15 protein-coding genes are annotated in these 15,201 nt (G+C 73.0%); 9 read left to right on the top strand and 6 right to left on the bottom strand.

The window, feature by feature from the left end; genetic code table 11:
* Positions 1-114: 114 nt before the first annotated feature.
* Entirely contained in the window at positions 115-2,079 is a 1,965-nt protein-coding gene (locus tag BIU97_RS05340) for a lectin-like domain-containing protein (RefSeq protein ID WP_071253166.1), read from the bottom strand.
* A 165-nt stretch (positions 2,080-2,244) separates the two neighbouring features.
* Here BIU97_RS05340 and BIU97_RS05335 point away from each other — a divergent pair, with 165 nt between their 5' ends.
* The 4 genes from BIU97_RS05335 (at position 2,245) to BIU97_RS05320 (ending at position 5,281) form a co-directional block, all read left to right on the top strand.
* A complete protein-coding gene (locus BIU97_RS05335) occupies positions 2,245-2,802 on the top strand; it encodes an NAD(P)H-dependent oxidoreductase (RefSeq protein WP_071253167.1) in 558 nt (185 codons plus the stop codon).
* Between the two features lie 130 nt (positions 2,803-2,932).
* Positions 2,933-3,445 (top strand): MarR family winged helix-turn-helix transcriptional regulator, encoded by a 513-nt coding sequence (locus BIU97_RS05330; protein WP_071253168.1) that lies wholly within the window; start codon positions 2,933-2,935, stop codon positions 3,443-3,445.
* A 102-nt stretch (positions 3,446-3,547) separates the two neighbouring features.
* The gene (locus tag BIU97_RS05325; RefSeq protein WP_071253169.1) at positions 3,548-4,054 is read left to right on the top strand and encodes a Dps family protein; all 507 of its coding nucleotides are present in this window, start codon (positions 3,548-3,550) and stop codon (positions 4,052-4,054) included.
* Between the two features lie 33 nt (positions 4,055-4,087).
* Positions 4,088-5,281: an NAD(P)/FAD-dependent oxidoreductase gene (locus BIU97_RS05320; protein WP_071297204.1), complete on the top strand. Its 1,194-nt coding sequence runs from the start codon at positions 4,088-4,090 to the stop codon at positions 5,279-5,281.
* A gap of 101 nt (positions 5,282-5,382) precedes the next feature.
* Here BIU97_RS05320 and BIU97_RS05315 read toward each other — a convergent pair whose 3' ends face one another.
* The 5 genes from BIU97_RS05315 to BIU97_RS05295 form a co-directional block, all read right to left on the bottom strand.
* Positions 5,383-6,462, bottom strand: a complete 1,080-nt coding sequence (locus tag BIU97_RS05315; RefSeq protein ID WP_071253171.1) for an alpha/beta fold hydrolase — start codon at positions 6,460-6,462, stop codon at positions 5,383-5,385.
* Between the two features lie 67 nt (positions 6,463-6,529).
* Positions 6,530-7,405, bottom strand: coding sequence for an SMP-30/gluconolactonase/LRE family protein (locus BIU97_RS05310; RefSeq protein WP_071253172.1), 876 nt, complete (start codon positions 7,403-7,405; stop codon positions 6,530-6,532).
* 49 nt (positions 7,406-7,454) lie between these two features.
* Positions 7,455-8,288 carry a DUF1206 domain-containing protein gene (locus BIU97_RS05305; protein ID WP_083404487.1) on the bottom strand — a complete coding sequence of 278 codons (834 nt, stop codon included), beginning with the start codon at positions 8,286-8,288 and terminating at the stop codon, positions 7,455-7,457.
* Between the two features lie 121 nt (positions 8,289-8,409).
* On the bottom strand, positions 8,410-9,576 hold the full coding sequence (locus BIU97_RS05300; protein ID WP_071253173.1) for an RtcB family protein: 1,167 nt from the start codon (positions 9,574-9,576) through the stop codon (positions 8,410-8,412).
* A 478-nt stretch (positions 9,577-10,054) separates the two neighbouring features.
* Positions 10,055-10,528 (bottom strand): MarR family winged helix-turn-helix transcriptional regulator, encoded by a 474-nt coding sequence (locus tag BIU97_RS05295; RefSeq protein ID WP_071253220.1) that lies wholly within the window; start codon positions 10,526-10,528, stop codon positions 10,055-10,057.
* 64 nt (positions 10,529-10,592) lie between these two features.
* Between BIU97_RS05295 and BIU97_RS05290 the strand changes: the two genes are divergently transcribed.
* The 5 genes from BIU97_RS05290 to BIU97_RS05275 all read left to right on the top strand — a co-directional run bounded on the left by BIU97_RS05290 (position 10,593) and on the right by BIU97_RS05275 (position 14,523).
* The gene (locus BIU97_RS05290) at positions 10,593-11,120 is read left to right on the top strand and encodes a phenolic acid decarboxylase (RefSeq protein ID WP_071253174.1); all 528 of its coding nucleotides are present in this window, start codon (positions 10,593-10,595) and stop codon (positions 11,118-11,120) included.
* Positions 11,120-11,389 (top strand): lysophospholipase, encoded by a 270-nt coding sequence (locus BIU97_RS18320; RefSeq protein WP_254782913.1) that lies wholly within the window; start codon positions 11,120-11,122, stop codon positions 11,387-11,389. The genes BIU97_RS05290 and BIU97_RS18320 overlap by 1 nt, the downstream gene beginning before the upstream one ends.
* Positions 11,390-11,398: 9 nt before the next feature.
* Positions 11,399-11,896 (top strand): alpha/beta fold hydrolase, encoded by a 498-nt coding sequence (locus BIU97_RS18315; RefSeq protein ID WP_254782912.1) that lies wholly within the window; start codon positions 11,399-11,401, stop codon positions 11,894-11,896.
* Positions 11,897-12,077: 181 nt separating this feature from the next.
* The gene (locus BIU97_RS05280) at positions 12,078-13,904 is read left to right on the top strand and encodes a glycoside hydrolase family 15 protein (RefSeq protein ID WP_071253176.1); all 1,827 of its coding nucleotides are present in this window, start codon (positions 12,078-12,080) and stop codon (positions 13,902-13,904) included.
* Positions 13,905-13,917: 13 nt separating this feature from the next.
* Positions 13,918-14,523: a J-domain-containing protein gene (locus BIU97_RS05275; RefSeq protein WP_071253177.1), complete on the top strand. Its 606-nt coding sequence runs from the start codon at positions 13,918-13,920 to the stop codon at positions 14,521-14,523.
* The last annotated feature ends 678 nt before the right edge of the window (positions 14,524-15,201 follow it).

The following is a 15,201-nucleotide window of genomic DNA, read 5'->3' as shown; positions in this document are numbered from 1 at the left end:
CGGCGCTGAGGATGCTCGCAAGCGCGCCGGCACCGGGCGGCACCGGTACCGGGCGACACCGCGCGCCGGGACTGCCGGTCAGGGCGTCCCGACGCCGGTGTCGCCCGGCCGCCGTCAGGGGCGGTGGTCGTCCGACGGTTCGCCGTCGCGGGGGCGACGGCGTGCGAGCCACCAGCAGACCGATCCGGCGGCGGCGAGGACGGCCGCGACGGCCGCGACGAGGGCCACGTCGTCCGCTCCGGTGTAGGCCAGCGCCGCCGTGGGCGTCCGCGGGGCGTCGCCCCCCGCCGGTCCGGCGTCACGGGCCCCGCCGTCGGTGCGGGGAGCGCCGGGACCGCCCGCGTCCGTGTCCCCGGGTCCGCCCGGACCGTCGCCGTCAGGCCCGTCGCCGCCGGCACCACCGTCGTCGGGGCCGGGGCCCGGGGCCGGGCCGCCGTCGCCCGGGTCGACGACGATCGGTACCTCGGTGGAGGGGTCGCCCCCGTCCGGGTCGGTCGGCGACGTCGCCGTGGCCACGTTCACCACGTCCGCGCCGTCGCCGACGTAGTCGGGGTCGAGCACGGCCCGGATCCGGAAGTCGAGCGTCTCCCCCACGGCGAGCGCGACGTCGGACCGGCACGTGACGCGCTGCCCCTCGGCGGTGCAGTCGTCGTCGGACCCGGTGAAGCGCATCGCGGCGGGCAGCTCGTCGACCGCGCCGACGGCCTGCGCGACCGAGGGGCCGCGGTTGCGGGCGGTGACGAGGTACTCGACCTCGTCGCCGGGTTCGACGGTCGCCGGCGACACCGACTTGTCCGTCTCGACGTGCGCCGCGGCCTGCGCGACGGTCTCCGCCCGCGAGGTGTTGTCGGCCTCATGCGTGTCGGACGACGACGGCGGCGGGGCGATCGTCGCGACGCTCTCGAGCGTGCCGGCGGTCCCGTCGGCGACCCGCCCCGCGACCGTGACGACCGCGGACCCGCCGCGCGGCAGGGCGAGGTCGGTGCCGACGTCACCCGACCCCGACGCGGTGGCGCACCCGGATCCCTCGGCCGCCGCGCAGGTCCAGGTGACGTCCTCGATGCCGTCGGGCACGTCGACCCGCAGCGGGCTCGGGTCCGCCGGGTTCGGCCCGGGGTTCCGTGCGGTGACCGTGTAGCGGACGGGCTCGCCGGCGACGACGGTGGCGGGCAGGTCGTGCTCCACGGACAGGTCGGCGGGCTTCCAGACCCGCAGCGCGTCGACCTCGTGCTTGTCGACGTGGCTGCCGGTCGCGCCGGCGAAGCCGAGGCGCAGGGTGCTCGGCAGCGGCGTCTGGTCGTCGCCGTGCAGGGGTACGGCGTCGAGCACGGTGCGCATGCCGCTGCCGACCTGCAGCCGGACGGTCATCGTCAGTTCGCCGTCGTCGCCCGGCAGCAGGGTGATGCGGACCTTCCGCGGGGTGGACCCGGCGGTCACGGTGCCGCCGGGAGCGGGCGCCCCGGCCACGTAGCGGTACCCGTCGGTGCCGTTGCCCGAGCCGCGGACCACGACCTGGTCGGGCTGCGCGCCCGGGCCGGAGCCGTTGATCCGCGACGAGAAGTTGCCGTAGTGGTCGATCGCGATGCCGGCGAAGCCGCCGGGGACCCCGGGCAGGTCGCAGACACGGCCGCCGCCCTCGGTCGCCTCCTTGCGGCAGGCGTACCCGAGCCCGGCGCCGAACGACCCGACCCCCTGCGGTGCCGCCCCGTCGGCCAGGAAGAGCAGGAGCCCGTCGGCGCCGGGGTCGTCCTTCGCCGTGTACATGGCGTAGGTGAACTCGATCTCGAGCCCGGTGTCGGACGGGAACGTGTCGTCGGTCGACCATGCCCCCGCCTGGTTCCGCACGTCGTCGGTGAGCCGGAGTCGGCCCCCGGAGACCGTGGCGTCGCCGTGCAGGGCACCGCCGGCGGCGCTCGAGAACTGGTCGACGTACGGGAAGTCGAGTGCGGCGGCCTGCGATCCGGCGGGCAGGACGACCGGTGCGGCGAGGACGCCGAGGGTGACGAGTGCGGCGCCGGCCGCGGCGAGACACCGCCGGAGCGGTCGTGGTCGTGGAGTTGGTGCGGTGGGTTCTGTCATGCCCCGATCGTCGCGAGCCGGCGTCCGTCGCCGGCCCCGGGACGGCCGACCTGTGGACGGCGGTGACCCGCGACGCGCCTGTGGAGGGACGGTCGGGAATACGCGGTGCGCCGACCGCATTGGTTGTCGCTGACACCTCTCCGTCGTAGAACCAGAAGGATCACCATGACGAACGTCCTCGCCCTCGTCGGCAGCCTCCGCGCCGACTCGATCAACCGCAAGCTCACCGAGGCCGCCGCGCACCACGCGCCGGACGGCATCGAGCTGCAGACCTTCGACGGCATCGTCGACCTGCCGTTCTACAACGAGGACATCGACGGCGACACCCCGCCCGCCGCGGCCGTCGCCTTCCGTGACGCCGTCGCCGCCGCCGACGCGGTCCTGCTCGTCACGCCCGAGTACAACGGCACGATGCCCGCGGTCCTGAAGAACGCGCTCGACTGGGGTTCCCGCCCGTTCGGCTCCTCGCCGCTGTCCGGCAAGCCGCTCGCCGTCATCGGCTCGGCCTTCGGCCAGTACGGCGGCGTCTGGGCGCACGACGACGCCCGCAAGGCCGCCGGCATCGCCGGTGCGAAGGTCCTCGAGGACGTCAAGGTCGCCATCCCGCAGTCGGTCGTCCGCTTCGCCGAGACGCACCCGCGCGAGGACGACGAGGTCACCGCACTCGTGCAGGGCGCGCTCACCGCGCTCGCCGAGGCAGCGGCCGAGCCCGCCGCGGCGTAGTCCCCGGGACCGAACCCCGAGACGGACGGGAGGCCCGTGGCGGATCCGCCACGGGCCTCCCGTCCGTTCCTGTCCACTGACCGCGCGTTCGCTAGACAGCCTGACAACGAGAGCGGCTACCCTGTTGCCCATGTCCACGCAGGAGATCACCGAGGCGTCCGGGTACTGGTTCCCGGACGACGACGCGACGCAGCGCGGCGTCGCGGTGCTCAACGCGCTGCGCCGCTACCGTGCCGCCGAGACCGCGATGCGCCGCCGCACCCGCGACTCGATGGGCATGGGCGAGACCGACCTGCTCGCGGTGCGGTTCCTGCTGCAGGCGCAGCGGGCCGGCCGCACCGTCAAGCCGAAGGACCTGGCGGCGTACCTGAAGATCTCCTCGGCCTCGACGACGATCCTCATCGACCGTCTGGTCAAGTCGAACCACGTGCGCCGCGACCCGCACCCCACCGACCGGCGCGCCCTCGTCATCACCCCGACGACCGAGACCGACGAAGAGGTCCGCGCGACGCTCGGCATCATGCACCGCCGCATGATGACCGTCGCCGAGGAGCTCCCCGCCGCCGAGGCCCGCGTCGTCGCATCGTTCCTCGAGCAGATGCGCGACGCCGTCGACCAGGTCGACCCGGTCGCCGCTCACTGACCCGATCCCCGCGGGGGACAGTGAGTTCGCCGTGCACTGGGAACGGTCTGCGGTTCGGCGCGTAGACCGGAAGGACCAGCACCGACCGGAAGGAAACCGATCATGCACGCATCGGACAAGCTCGCCAAGAACCTCCAGGCGGTCCTCGTGGACCTCATCGACCTGCACCTGCAGGGCAAGCAGGCCCACTGGAACATCCTCGGCACGAACTTCCGTGACCTCCACCTGCAGCTCGACGAGATCGTCGACGCCGCCCGTGAGTTCGCCGACGACACCGCCGAGCGCATGCGCGCCCTGTACGCCGTGCCGGACGGCCGCTCGGCGACGGTCGCCGCGTCGAGCCACCTCGACCAGTTCCCCGAGGGCGAGATCACGACGCACGACGCGATCGACCAGGTCACGCTCCGCCTGTACCAGGCCACCGGCACCATGCGCGACGTGCACGACGAGGTCGACGACGAGGACCCGACGACCGCGGACCTGCTCCACGGCTTCATCGAGCGCCTCGAGCAGCTCGCCTGGATGGTCTCCGCCGAGAACCGTGCACCCAGCACGCCGCTCGCCTCGGCCACCACGCCGGCCGTCGCCGACGCCTCCGCCCACGCGTAGGACCGGTCCGCCGGCACCGACCGAGAGGCAACGATGACCGACTACCGCTACCTGATCGTCGGCGGCGGCATGGTCGCGGACGCCGCTGCACGCGGCGTCCGCGAGCTCGACGCCGACGGCTCGATCGGCGTCGTCAGCGAGGACGTCGACCGGCCCTACGCCCGGCCGGCGCTCTCGAAGAAGCTGTGGACCGATCCGGACTTCAGCTGGGACGAGAAGGTCGACCTGCACACCGAGGAGACCGGGGCGACGTTCGTCCTCGGGACCCGGGTGACCGCGATCGACCGTGCCGCGAAGACCGTCACGACCACCGAAGGCGAGACGCACGGCTACGAGCGCCTGCTGCTGGCGACCGGGGGGAAGCCCCGTGGTCTGCCCGGTCTCGAGGAGTCGGACCGCGTGGTCGACTTCCGCAGCGCCGACGACTACCGCCGCGTCCGGGCGCTCACGGACGCCGGTGCGCACCTCGCCGTCGTCGGTGGCAGCTACATCGGGACCGAGATCGCCGCGGGCACCGTGCAGAACGGGGCGACGGTGACGCTCGTGTCGCCCGACGAGGTCCTCGGGGCGAGCATGTTCCCCGAGCAGCTCGCACGGGCGTTCCAGCAGCGGTTCACGGACCACGGCGTCGAGCTCCGGCTCGGCCGTCGGGTCGAGTCCGGCACCCAGACCGACAGCGGCGTCACGCTCACCCTCGACGACGGCTCGACGATCGAGGCCGACGCCGTCGTGGTCGGCCTCGGCATCGAGCCGGCCACGCAGCTCGCCGCGGACGCCGGCCTGACGGTCCGCGACGGCATCGTCGTGACGTCGACGCTGCAGACCGACGACGAGTCGGTCTTCGCGGCCGGTGACGTCGCCGAGTACCCGGACCGGATCCTCGGCACCCGCCGGGTGGAGCACGTCGACAACGCGAAGGAGCAGGGCCGCCAGGCCGGGCGCAACCTCGCGGACGCCGACGAGACGTACGACCACACGCCGATGTTCTACTCGAACGTCTTCGACGCCGGGTACGAGGCGGTCGGCCGGGTCTCCACCGACCTCCGGACCGTCGAGGACTGGCAGGACCCGACGGTCACGGGCGTCGTCTACTACCTCGACGAGGACGACACGGTCCGCGGCGTCCTGCTCTGGAACGTGCCGGGCAAGACCGACGAGGCCCGCAAGGTGCTCGCCGAGGCGCACGCGCTCACGCCCGACATGCTGAGCGGGCTCATCCGCCCGTAGCCACGGACCGCCGGCCCACGTCGGCGCGTTCGCCGAGGAGGCCCGGTGCCGGTCGTCGAGACCGGCACCGGGCCTCCGTCGCGTCACCTCCCGGTCGGGCCTCAGCCCGTCCGGCGGGCCTCGGGTGCGACCTGGTCGGCGACCGCTGCGCGGTCGGCGGGGTCCACCGGCAGGTCGTCGCCGTCGGCCATCGCGACGGCGTGCGCGGACTTCGCCGCCGCGAGCCGCTCGTCGTCGTCGTGCGCCATGCCGGCGAGTTCGACGAACCGGGACTTCACGAGCATCCAGGCCTCGCGCGGGTCGAGTCGGGACAGGTCGGACGCGGTCGAGTCGTCCCGCACCCGCTGGAGCGACGACACCCCGCGGTCCGGCAGCCGCCGGGCCACGTGGTCGACGGCGAGCTGCGCCACCGCGTCGGCCTGGGCGTGCATGACCGAGTGCGCACCGTCGACGACCTCGCGCAGGACCGCGTAGGGGAAGACCCGGGCGAGCCGGCGCAGCCAGTCCCGCGGCACCATCGCGTCGTGCTCGCCGCGGACGATGAGGGTCCGGGCGCGCACGTGCGGGGCCCGTTCCTCGATCGGGAACGCGATCATGCGCGGGAGCACCTTGCGGAACCAGTGCCACCCGCACAGCAGGTACGCGGTGACCGCGTGGAACCGGACCGCCGACGGCTCGTGCAGGGCGGAGCGCAGGAACCGCACCGCGGACTGCCGGACCGAACGCGCCCGGGAGTCGACCACCGGGCTGATGAGCACCAGGTCCGAGATGTCCGGCCGACGGGCGGCGACCTCGGTCACGACCTGCGTGCCCATCGAGTGCCCGACCAGGACCGGGTCGTCGAGACCGAGTTCATCGATGACCCGTTCGACGGCGTCGGCGTACCGCTCGATGGAGACCGCGCCGCGGAACCGCGGGACCCCCGCGAACCCGGGCAGGTCGAGGGCGTGCACCGGGCCGTTCTCGTTGAGGTGGGGCGCGAGCCGCTCGTAGTAGGTCGCGGCGATGCCGAGCCCGGCGACGAGCAGGAACGCGCGGCCGCCCGGTGCGCCGACGGAGCTGACCCGGACGTACGTGCCGTCGACGGCGACGCGGTCGACCTCGACGGTGACCTCGGCGTCCTCGGCTCCGGCGAGGGCGCTGGCGGGGTCCGGGGTCGCCCGCGTGGAGTCGTCGTTCACGTGGTCCTCCTGGGGATGGCGATCACCCAGCGTACCCGCCGGTGCCGCCGGTCCGCGGACGGACGGGTCACCCGCCGAAGGTGTGCGCGGGGAAGCCGTGCACGCGGGTCGGCACCGCGAAGACGGAGCCGGAGTGCGGGTGCTCGGCGAGCTGCTCCTCCGACAGGTTCTCGCGCGCCGTCCCGACGAGCAGCGTCGACATGTCGGGACCGCCGAAGGCCACCGACGTCGGGTTCGGCGCCGGGATGGTCACCGACTCCAGGTGCTGGCCGTCCGGTCCGTAGCGCTCGACCCGGCCGCTGCCGTAGATCGCGCTCCAGAAGCAGCCCTCGTCGTCGCGCACGAGGCCGTCGTGCGCCTCGCCGACGATGAACGGTTCGAGCTCGCCGAGGTCGCCGGCCGGCCCGTAGGACGCGCGGAAGACCGTCGACGCGTCGGTGTCCGTGACGTACATCGTGCTGCCGTCGTCGGACCACTCGATGCCGTTCGTGGTGCCGAAGCCGCCGCGGAGCAGCCGGGTCGTCCCGTCGGCCTCGACGGCGTACAGCGCCCCGTCCGGGTCGCCGGTGACGACGTTCATGCTGCCGACCAGGAACCGGCCGAACGGGTCGCACTTGCCCTCGTTGAAGCGGTTGCCCGCGGTCGAGTGCTCCACCCGTGCGACCTCGCGCTCGATGCGTCCCTCGTGGTCGGTCACCACGACGGTGTCGCCGAGGGCCGCGACGAACCCGCCGGACGCCCGCGGTTGGAAGCTCGCGAGCGGCGGCGGCAGCGACACGCTCGACCGGGGCGTGCCCTCGGCGTCGGCCGTGTTGAACGTGCCGAGGGTGATGTCCACCCAGCGGACCACCTGCTCGTCCGGGTCCCAGACGATGCTCTCGGCGAGCACCGCCCGGGCGTCGGTGAACACGGTCGGCGGGCCGGTCGTCACGCTGGAGGTCATCCACCCGGTCTACCAGTCGCCCGCCGGGCGGACCGGTCAGGGTCGCCGATCAGAGTCGGGCGTACCGGGCCCGGAAGAAGCTGTAGACGCCGTAGGCCAGGAAGCCGATGCCGACCGCGACGAGCACGAACACCCCGCCGGGCATCGACCGCAGCGCGTCGAACGCCCCGTCGAGGCCGGTGGCCTGGTCGGGGTCGCTGCGGAGCCCCGCGACGCCGATGAGCACCCCGACGACCACCACGGCGACGCCCTTGCCGACGTAGCCGACGACGCCGAGCACCGTGACGGCGCGGTCGAGGGACGCCGGCGGCGACGTGAGCTGCTTCCGGAACGAGCGGCGGCAGCCCTGCACCACGAGACCGATCCCGACGGCGACCGCGACCGCGCCGGCCAGCAGCAGCAGGAACACGCCGCCCGGGGTGGCGAGCGCCGTGGCCGCGGCGCTCTTGCTCGAGCTGCTCGAGCTCGACCCGGCACCGAGCGCGAACGACGCGGACGAGTACGCGATGACGCCGTAGACGACGGCCTTCGCCGCGTCCTTCACCCGGGCGAGCCACCCGCGGGTGCTGTCCGAGCGGCCGCCGACGACGGCCTCGACGACCAACCGGAGCGCGAGCGCCGCCGTGCCGACGGCGATGAGCCAGAGCAGCACCACCCCGCCCGGCACGGCGGCGAGCTGCTCCAGCGCACCGGACTGGTCGGTGTCGCCGCCGGACGACGCGTTGCCGACGCCGAGCAGCACCACCAGGTAGCCGATCAGCAGGTGGACGATGCCGCTGCCGACGAACCCGGCCCGGGCCGTCAGCTCGAACCACCGGCTGTCCGCTGCTCGTCGGACCTGTCGGCCGGTCTCACGGGCGGCGTGTTCTGCTGTGTCGCTCATCCCGTCAAGCGTGCCCGACGCGGGCCGGTCTGTCCGCCGGCGACGGGTGGTGGACCCGGCCGGGTGCGGGACCGGAGGCGCGGGGCGGACCGCACCCGCGCCTCCCGTCCGTCGGTCCCCGTCAGTCACCCTTCACGTTGACGATCTGCCGCAGCGTGTGCCGGACGGACACGAGCTCCGCCGCATCCGCCATCACCTGGTCGATCGGCTTGTACGCGGCCGGGATCTCGTCGAGGAACGCGTCGGTGTCCCGGTACTCGATGCCGACCATCGCCTCGCGCAGCTGGTCGTGCGTGAACGTCCGGCGTGCCGCGCTCCGCGAGAACAGCCGCCCGGCGCCGTGCGGCGAGGACTCGAGCGACGGCTTGTTGCCGAGCCCCTCGACCACGTACGACGCGGTCCCCATCGACCCGGGGATCAGGCCGAGCTGACCGGCCGCCGCCTGGATCGCGCCCTTGCGCGAGACCCACACGGACTTGCCCCAGTGCGTCTCACGCTGCGTGAAGTTGTGGTGGCAGTTGATCCGCTCCTGCTCGTCGACGGGCGTGCCGACGACCTCGGACAGCTGCCGGACGACCCGGTCCATCATCTCCTCGCGGTTGAGCAGCGCGAAGTGCTGCGCCCACCGCAGCTCGGCGATGTACCGGTCGAACTCCGGCGTGCCCTCGACCAGGTAGGCCAGGTCGGGGTCCGCCAGCTGGATCCACCAGCGCTCCATCATCCGCTTCGCGACCGTGATGTGGCGCTGCGCGATCTTGTTGCCGACGCCCCGGGAGCCGGAGTGCAGGAACAGCCAGACGCGGTCCTCCTCGTCGAGGGAGACCTCGATGAAGTGGTTGCCGGACCCGAGCGTGCCGAGCTGGTTGCGCCAGCCGCCGTGCACGCCGTCGGGGTCGAACCCGGCCGTCCCGGCCATCGCCTCGAGCTCGGCGATCCGAGGCGCGGCGGTCGCCACGATCTTCCGGTTCGACGCACCGGCCGACAGCGGGACCGCGCGCTCGATCTGCTCGCGCAGCTCCTGCAGGTCGTCGGGCAGGTCACCCCGGGTGAACTGCGTCCGGACCGCGATCATGCCGCAGCCGATGTCCACGCCGACGGCCGCCGGCATGACCGCGCCGAGGGTCGGGATGACCGAGCCCACGGTGGCGCCGAGGCCGAGGTGTGCGTCGGGCATGAGGGCCAGGTGCGGGAACACGAACGGCATGCGCGCCGTGGTGCGGGCCTGCTGCTCGGTGTTCTCCTCGAGCATCGAGGCCCAGCTGAGCAGCCGGTCGGTGATCTTCTCCATGGGTGTCGTCTCGCTTTCGTGACGGTCTCGTCGACGGGTGCCGACTGCCGTCGACAGGTGTCGACGGTCGTCGACGGGTGTCGACGGTCGTGGTGACGGTCCGAGACGGTCGCACGCCGGGCCTCCTGGTCGTCGCCGGAGATGGCGGACGGGAGGAGGCAGTACAGACGAACGCCCCGGGCCGGGTGGGCACGGGGCGTCGGGTGACGTCGCGTGCCTACGCGGGATAGCGGAGGGACCAGCGCTGCTGCTGTTCGCGCAGCACACTGCCCGCGGCGAGCTGGAGCTCGACGCGGTTCTCGTTGTGCTGCACGGCGCGCATGCGCGGTCCTTCCGGTGGTGCCCGGGGCGGGCGGTGCCGCCGGTCCGGTGTCGGCCCGACGGCGCTGCCGGGCGACGTCGGAGCCGACCGGCAGGAGCACGACAGTAGTGCGACACGCCCGGGATGCACAAGTGCGACACGCCCGGGACGCGTTGTTCAGCCTGCGCTGTGCTCGTCCAGCCGGGCGCGCAACCGGCCGAGCGCCGGCACCGCGGCCGCGAGCGCCCGCTGGTCGTCGGCGGACAGCGACGTCATCGCGTCGACGAGCACCCGCTCGGCGGACTCGTCGTAGTCGGCGAGTCGCCGCCGGGCCAGGTCGGTCAGGCCGACCTCGGTGCTCCGGCCGTCCCCCTGCGCGAGGCGCCGGTCCACCAGGCCGTCCCGCTCCATCGCCGCGACGAGGTTGCTCACCGTCGAGCGGGCCAGCCCGAGCGCCCGGCCGAGCGCCGTCGGGCTCGACCAACCGGCGTCGTCGAGCCGCCGGAGCACCTCGATCTGCGCGTCGGGGATGTCCGGCAGGGCGACCGACCGCCGGGCCGTCACGAGCAGCGTGCGGCGGAAGGGCCCGATCTCCGCGCTCAGCCGCCGTGCCGCCTGCGGCAGGTCGGGTCGGTCCGGTCGTTCGTCCACGTTCACAGGGTAGTCACCGGAAGTGCGCTTGCAACAAACGCACTTCGGGAGCAAACTCGGATGCATGGACATCACCACCAGCGTCGAGCACCCCGTCCCCGAGCAGGACCTCTCCGGCATCGTCGGCCACCGGTTCATCTACACGTACGCCAACGGCTGGCAGTACGAGATGTACGTGAAGAACGCCAAGACCATCGACTACCGCATCCACACCGGCATGGTCGGCGGCCGCTGGGTCAAGGACCAGCAGGTCGACCTCGTCGCCCTCACCGCCGGCGTCTACAAGGTGTCGTGGAACGAACCGACCGGCACGAGCGTCGTCGTCACCGTCGTCCCGGGCGAGCGGGTCCTGCACGGCACCATCTTCTTCCCGCACTGGGTCGAGGAGGACGGCAGCAAGACCGTCCTGTTCCAGAACGACCACCTCGACCGCATGCGCGAGTACCGCGACCAGGGCCCCACCTACCCGATCTACGTCGTCCCCGAGTTCGCCCACATCACCCTCTTCGAGCACGTCGGCGAGGACGACGAGACCGTCGTCGACACCGCCCCGGGCGACCTGCCCGCCGGGTTCGCGGACCGCAGCAACTGATGCCGACCCTCGTCCCGATCACCCTCGAGCACCGGGGCAGCACGCTCCGCGGCTGGCAGCTCGGCAGCGTGCCGACCGAGGGCCCGGCTCCCGTCGCCCTGCTCGTGCACGGCTTCGGGAGCACCGACACCGGCGGCCAGCAGCTCTTCGTGCAGACCGCCCGCACCCTCGCCGACCACGGCGTCACGGTCCGCTCGTACAGCCGCCTCGGCCACGGCACGAGCGACGGCGAGTTCATCGACGTCACCATCGGCGACGAGGTCGAGTAGGTCGTCGCGATGATCACCGCCGCCGCGCAGGACGCCCGCGGGCCGGTCCACGTCGTGGCGCACAGCCTCGGAGCCGTCGAGTCCGCCATCGCCGCGGGCCGCGTGCCCGACCTCGTCGCGACGCTGACGCTCTGGTCCCCGGCCGGGGTCGTCGTCGACGACATCGCCGAGCACGACGAGATCCAGGGCCAGCCCCTCGCCCCCGCACGGGAGCAGGGCTGGTTCGACTTCGGCGGCACGGCGCTCGGCACGGCCTTCCTCGACGAGGTCACGGCCGGCCTCGACGTCTACGCGACGGTCGACCGGTACACCGGCCCCGCGCAGGTCGTGCACGGCACCGCCGACCAGATCGTCCCGCTCCGCTACGGCCAGCGCTACGCCGACGTCCTGCCGGACGCGACGTTCACCGCGGTGCCGGACGCCGACCACGGCTGGTCCTCCGTCCCGTTCCGGCGGACACTGCTCGAACGCCTGGTCGACTTCGTCGGGTCGGCCGGACAGGGCTGACGCCCGCCCCGGGCGGGCGGTCGGTCCGGTCCGGTCCGGTCCGCCGTCCCGAGCACAGGCGGCGCCAGCGGCCCGGCTCCGCCCGTGCTCGGTCGGGCCGGCCGGGAGGCCCGGTTCGCGCTCCGGACAGCGGGGTACGCCCGCCTGATGGTCGGGCCGGGGCCGCGGGCAGTCTGGGAGCATGACCGAGCGCACGCGAGACACCCCCGACGCGACCGACAACGAGGAGCGCACCGACGGGTACGTCCCGCTCCGCTCCTACGGCGCGATCGGCGACGGGCGGACCGTCGCGCTCGTGGCGCTCGACGGGCGGATCGACTGGCTGCCGATCCCGTCGATGGACTCGCCCCCCGTCTTCGCCAGCATCCTCGACGCCGAGCACGGCGGCCACGTGGCGCTGCGGCCCGTCGGCGACGCCGAGGCGTCCCGCGAGTACCTGCCCGGGACGAACGTGCTCGTCACCACCTGGACCACCCCGACCGGCACCGTCACGGTGACCGACGCGATGGTGACCGGTGTCGCCGGCCGCCTGCCGTGGGCCGAGATCGCCCGCTGCGTGCAGGGCGTCGACGGCACGGTCGAGCTCGAGTGGGCCGTCGTGCCCGGCACGTTGCTCAACACCGCCGAGCCCCGCCGGCTCGACACCGGGAACGGGGCCGTCATCGGCATCGACGGCATCACCATCGCGATCGTCGAGCAGGGCTTCGAACCGGTGCACGACGACGGCCCGCGGTTCTCCGGCCGCTTCAGCACCACCGAGGGGTCGAAGCACATCCTGACGATCGTCGGCACGCACGACGAACCGATCTTCATGCCCAAGCCCGAGAGCGCGCTCGCGGCGATGGACCGCACGATCGACAACTGGGCGACGTGGTCCGAGGAGTTCTCCTACGACGGCCCGTGGGCCGAAGCGGTGCAGCGGAGCGCCCTCGCCCTCAAGCTGCTCATCTTCTCGCCCACCGGCGCGATCGCCGCGGCGCCGACGACGAGCCTGCCCGAGGACCGCACCGGTGGCAAGAACTGGGACTACCGGTTCGCGTGGGTGCGCGACCTGTCGTACACGGTGCACGCCCTGACCCGCTTCGGCCTGCGCGAGGAGACGCACGCCGCCGTCTCGTGGGTGATGCAGACCATCGCGCAGCACGACGAGGACATGCCGATCTTCTACGGCCTCGACGGCTCGAAGAGCAACGACGTCGAGGAGCGCGACGTGCCCGGCTGGCGCGGCATCGGCCCCGTCACCGTCGGCAACCGGGCGGGCGACCAGCTGCAGCTCGGTGTCTGGGGCGACGTCTTCGAGATCCTGCGCCAGTACGTCCGCGCCGGCAACGTCCTCGACCGGAAGACCGCCTCGGTCCTGCAGGAGCTCGCCGACGACGCGTGCCACCGGTGGGAGGAACCCGACTCCGGCATGTGGGAGCTCGAGGAGACCCAGCACTACGTCTCGAGCAAGATCGGCTGCTGGCAGGCGCTCGACGCCGCCGTGGAGCTGCACGACGCCGGCATGATCGACGGCCCGCGTGACAAGTGGTCCGAGAACCGCGAGCTCATCGAGCAGTGGGTCGCCGAGCACGGGTGGAACGAGGAGCTCGGCCACTACGTCATGTACGAGGGCAGCGACAAGCTCGACACCTCGATCCTGCTCCACGCCATGAGCGCCTTCGACCGTGGACCGCGCATGGCCTCGACCATCCGCGCCATCGAGGACCAGCTGCAGCGCGGCCCCCTCGTCTACCGGTACTCCGGCATGGACGAAGAGGAGTCGCCCTTCGTCGCGTGCTCGTTCTGGCTCGCCGCCGCGATGGCGTGCACCGGCCGGACCGACGACGCCCGTGCCCTCATGGACGAGATGGTCGGCCAGGCGAACGACGTCGGCATGTTCAGCGAGATGATCAGCGAGGACGGCTCCTTCATGGGCAACATCCCGCAGGGGCTGTCGCACCTGGCACTCATCCAGGCAGCGCTGACCATCGAAGAGGTCGCTGGCGAGGAACGCTCCTCCGAGTGATCATGGAACGGCCATGAACGACGTCGATGCACGGATGGACCGGTTGCGCCGGGCCGCCCGCTACCGCTACCAGCAGCTCGTGGACAGCGAGATCGAGCGCGGCACGCTCGACCCGGACGAGGTGCGCGAGGAACGCCGACTGCTCCAGGCAGCCGACGTCGCGGCGCACGCCCGCGCCCGGGTCGAGGAAGCCGAGCGACGGGGGGTCTTCGAGGGGAACCCGTACCACGGCAAGCCCCTGCCCTCGAACGACGGCCGCCACGACCCGGACTGGTGGATCCGGCAGAAGATCGAACGCGAGGACATCCGCGGGATCGCCCCACCGGCACTCGCCCTGCGGACCGAGGACGCCGGTCTCGACGACGCCCTCGACGCGCTCACCGTCGAGTCCGACGTCCGCGACGTCCTCGAGGACTTCAACGCCCGCGTGAAGGAGGCCCGACGCCAGCTCCTCGGCGGCCCGCCGGTCGTCACCCCGCTGCGGGACGTGGACGCCGAGGTCACCGCCTGGCTCGAGCGCCGGCAGGAGCGGCAGGCCGCCGACGCCGCGGCTGCAGCTGCCCGCGCCGCCGCGGAGCAGGAGGCCCGCCCGCGCCGGTGGTGGCGTCGGCGCCGCTGAGGCGCGGTGGAGGCTGGCGCGTGTCCGTTCCCGTCTCACGTGGGATGGGTAGCAGTTCCGCGCGTCGGGGGTCGGAACGAGTGGCTTCCGACGCGTGGAACGGCTTCCCACGTGCGGCGCGTCTGACCGCGCGGCGCCCGAGACTGTGGGGGTGGCGTGCTCGGAGTGCTGCGCTCCCGGGCTCGGGGGGCGCGCACGGTGCTGACGGTCTTGGTTTGTGAGGTCCGGGTTTCGGGAACCACGACCGTCAACCGTTGATGCAGATGTGCCTGCCGCTGCTGCTCGGCCGTGCAGCACGCTGGAGCGGGAACCGCTGACGGAGCCGTGGTTCGCCGGGCGGCCGGGGGTGTGGTGACACGATCTGGTCGTTGACGGTCTTGGTTCGTGGGGTCCGGGTTTCGGGTACCAGGACCGTCACGGCTTGCTGCTGGTCCCGCGGTGCGCCGGGTTCGGGCCGGTGTTCTTTCCCATCGCCCGTGGAATGGGAAGGTGTTTCGCGCGTCGGGGGCCGGAACGTCGGGCTTCCTATGCGCGGAACGTCTCACCATGCGCGGAACGACCACCTACGCGCGGAACAGCCTCCGCGAACCACGGCCTCCGGGTGTGCGGAAGGGCCGCCCTGGTTGCCCGGGGCGGCCCTTCGTGGTGGTGCGGTGGTGCGGTGGTGCGGGGTGTTAC

The organism is Curtobacterium sp. MCBA15_009 (assembly GCF_001864895.1).
GTDB lineage: Bacteria > Actinomycetota > Actinomycetes > Actinomycetales > Microbacteriaceae > Curtobacterium.
This window is presented reverse-complemented; position numbering and strand designations above follow the sequence as displayed.

Coding starts and splice junctions, on each gene's coding strand:
- BIU97_RS05340 (WP_071253166.1), bottom strand. CDS start 2,079: ATGACAGAACCCACCGCACCAACTCCACGACCACGACCGCTCCGGCGG.
- BIU97_RS05335 (WP_071253167.1), top strand. CDS start 2,245: ATGACGAACGTCCTCGCCCTCGTCGGCAGCCTCCGCGCCGACTCGATC.
- BIU97_RS05330 (WP_071253168.1), top strand. CDS start 2,933: ATGTCCACGCAGGAGATCACCGAGGCGTCCGGGTACTGGTTCCCGGAC.
- BIU97_RS05325 (WP_071253169.1), top strand. CDS start 3,548: ATGCACGCATCGGACAAGCTCGCCAAGAACCTCCAGGCGGTCCTCGTG.
- BIU97_RS05320 (WP_071297204.1), top strand. CDS start 4,088: ATGACCGACTACCGCTACCTGATCGTCGGCGGCGGCATGGTCGCGGAC.
- BIU97_RS05310 (WP_071253172.1), bottom strand. CDS start 7,405: ATGACCTCCAGCGTGACGACCGGCCCGCCGACCGTGTTCACCGACGCC.
- BIU97_RS05305 (WP_083404487.1), bottom strand. CDS start 8,288: ATGAGCGACACAGCAGAACACGCCGCCCGTGAGACCGGCCGACAGGTC.
- BIU97_RS05300 (WP_071253173.1), bottom strand. CDS start 9,576: ATGGAGAAGATCACCGACCGGCTGCTCAGCTGGGCCTCGATGCTCGAG.
- BIU97_RS05290 (WP_071253174.1), top strand. CDS start 10,593: ATGGACATCACCACCAGCGTCGAGCACCCCGTCCCCGAGCAGGACCTC.
- BIU97_RS18320 (WP_254782913.1), top strand. CDS start 11,120: ATGCCGACCCTCGTCCCGATCACCCTCGAGCACCGGGGCAGCACGCTC.
- BIU97_RS18315 (WP_254782912.1), top strand. CDS start 11,399: ATGATCACCGCCGCCGCGCAGGACGCCCGCGGGCCGGTCCACGTCGTG.
- BIU97_RS05280 (WP_071253176.1), top strand. CDS start 12,078: ATGACCGAGCGCACGCGAGACACCCCCGACGCGACCGACAACGAGGAG.
- BIU97_RS05275 (WP_071253177.1), top strand. CDS start 13,918: ATGAACGACGTCGATGCACGGATGGACCGGTTGCGCCGGGCCGCCCGC.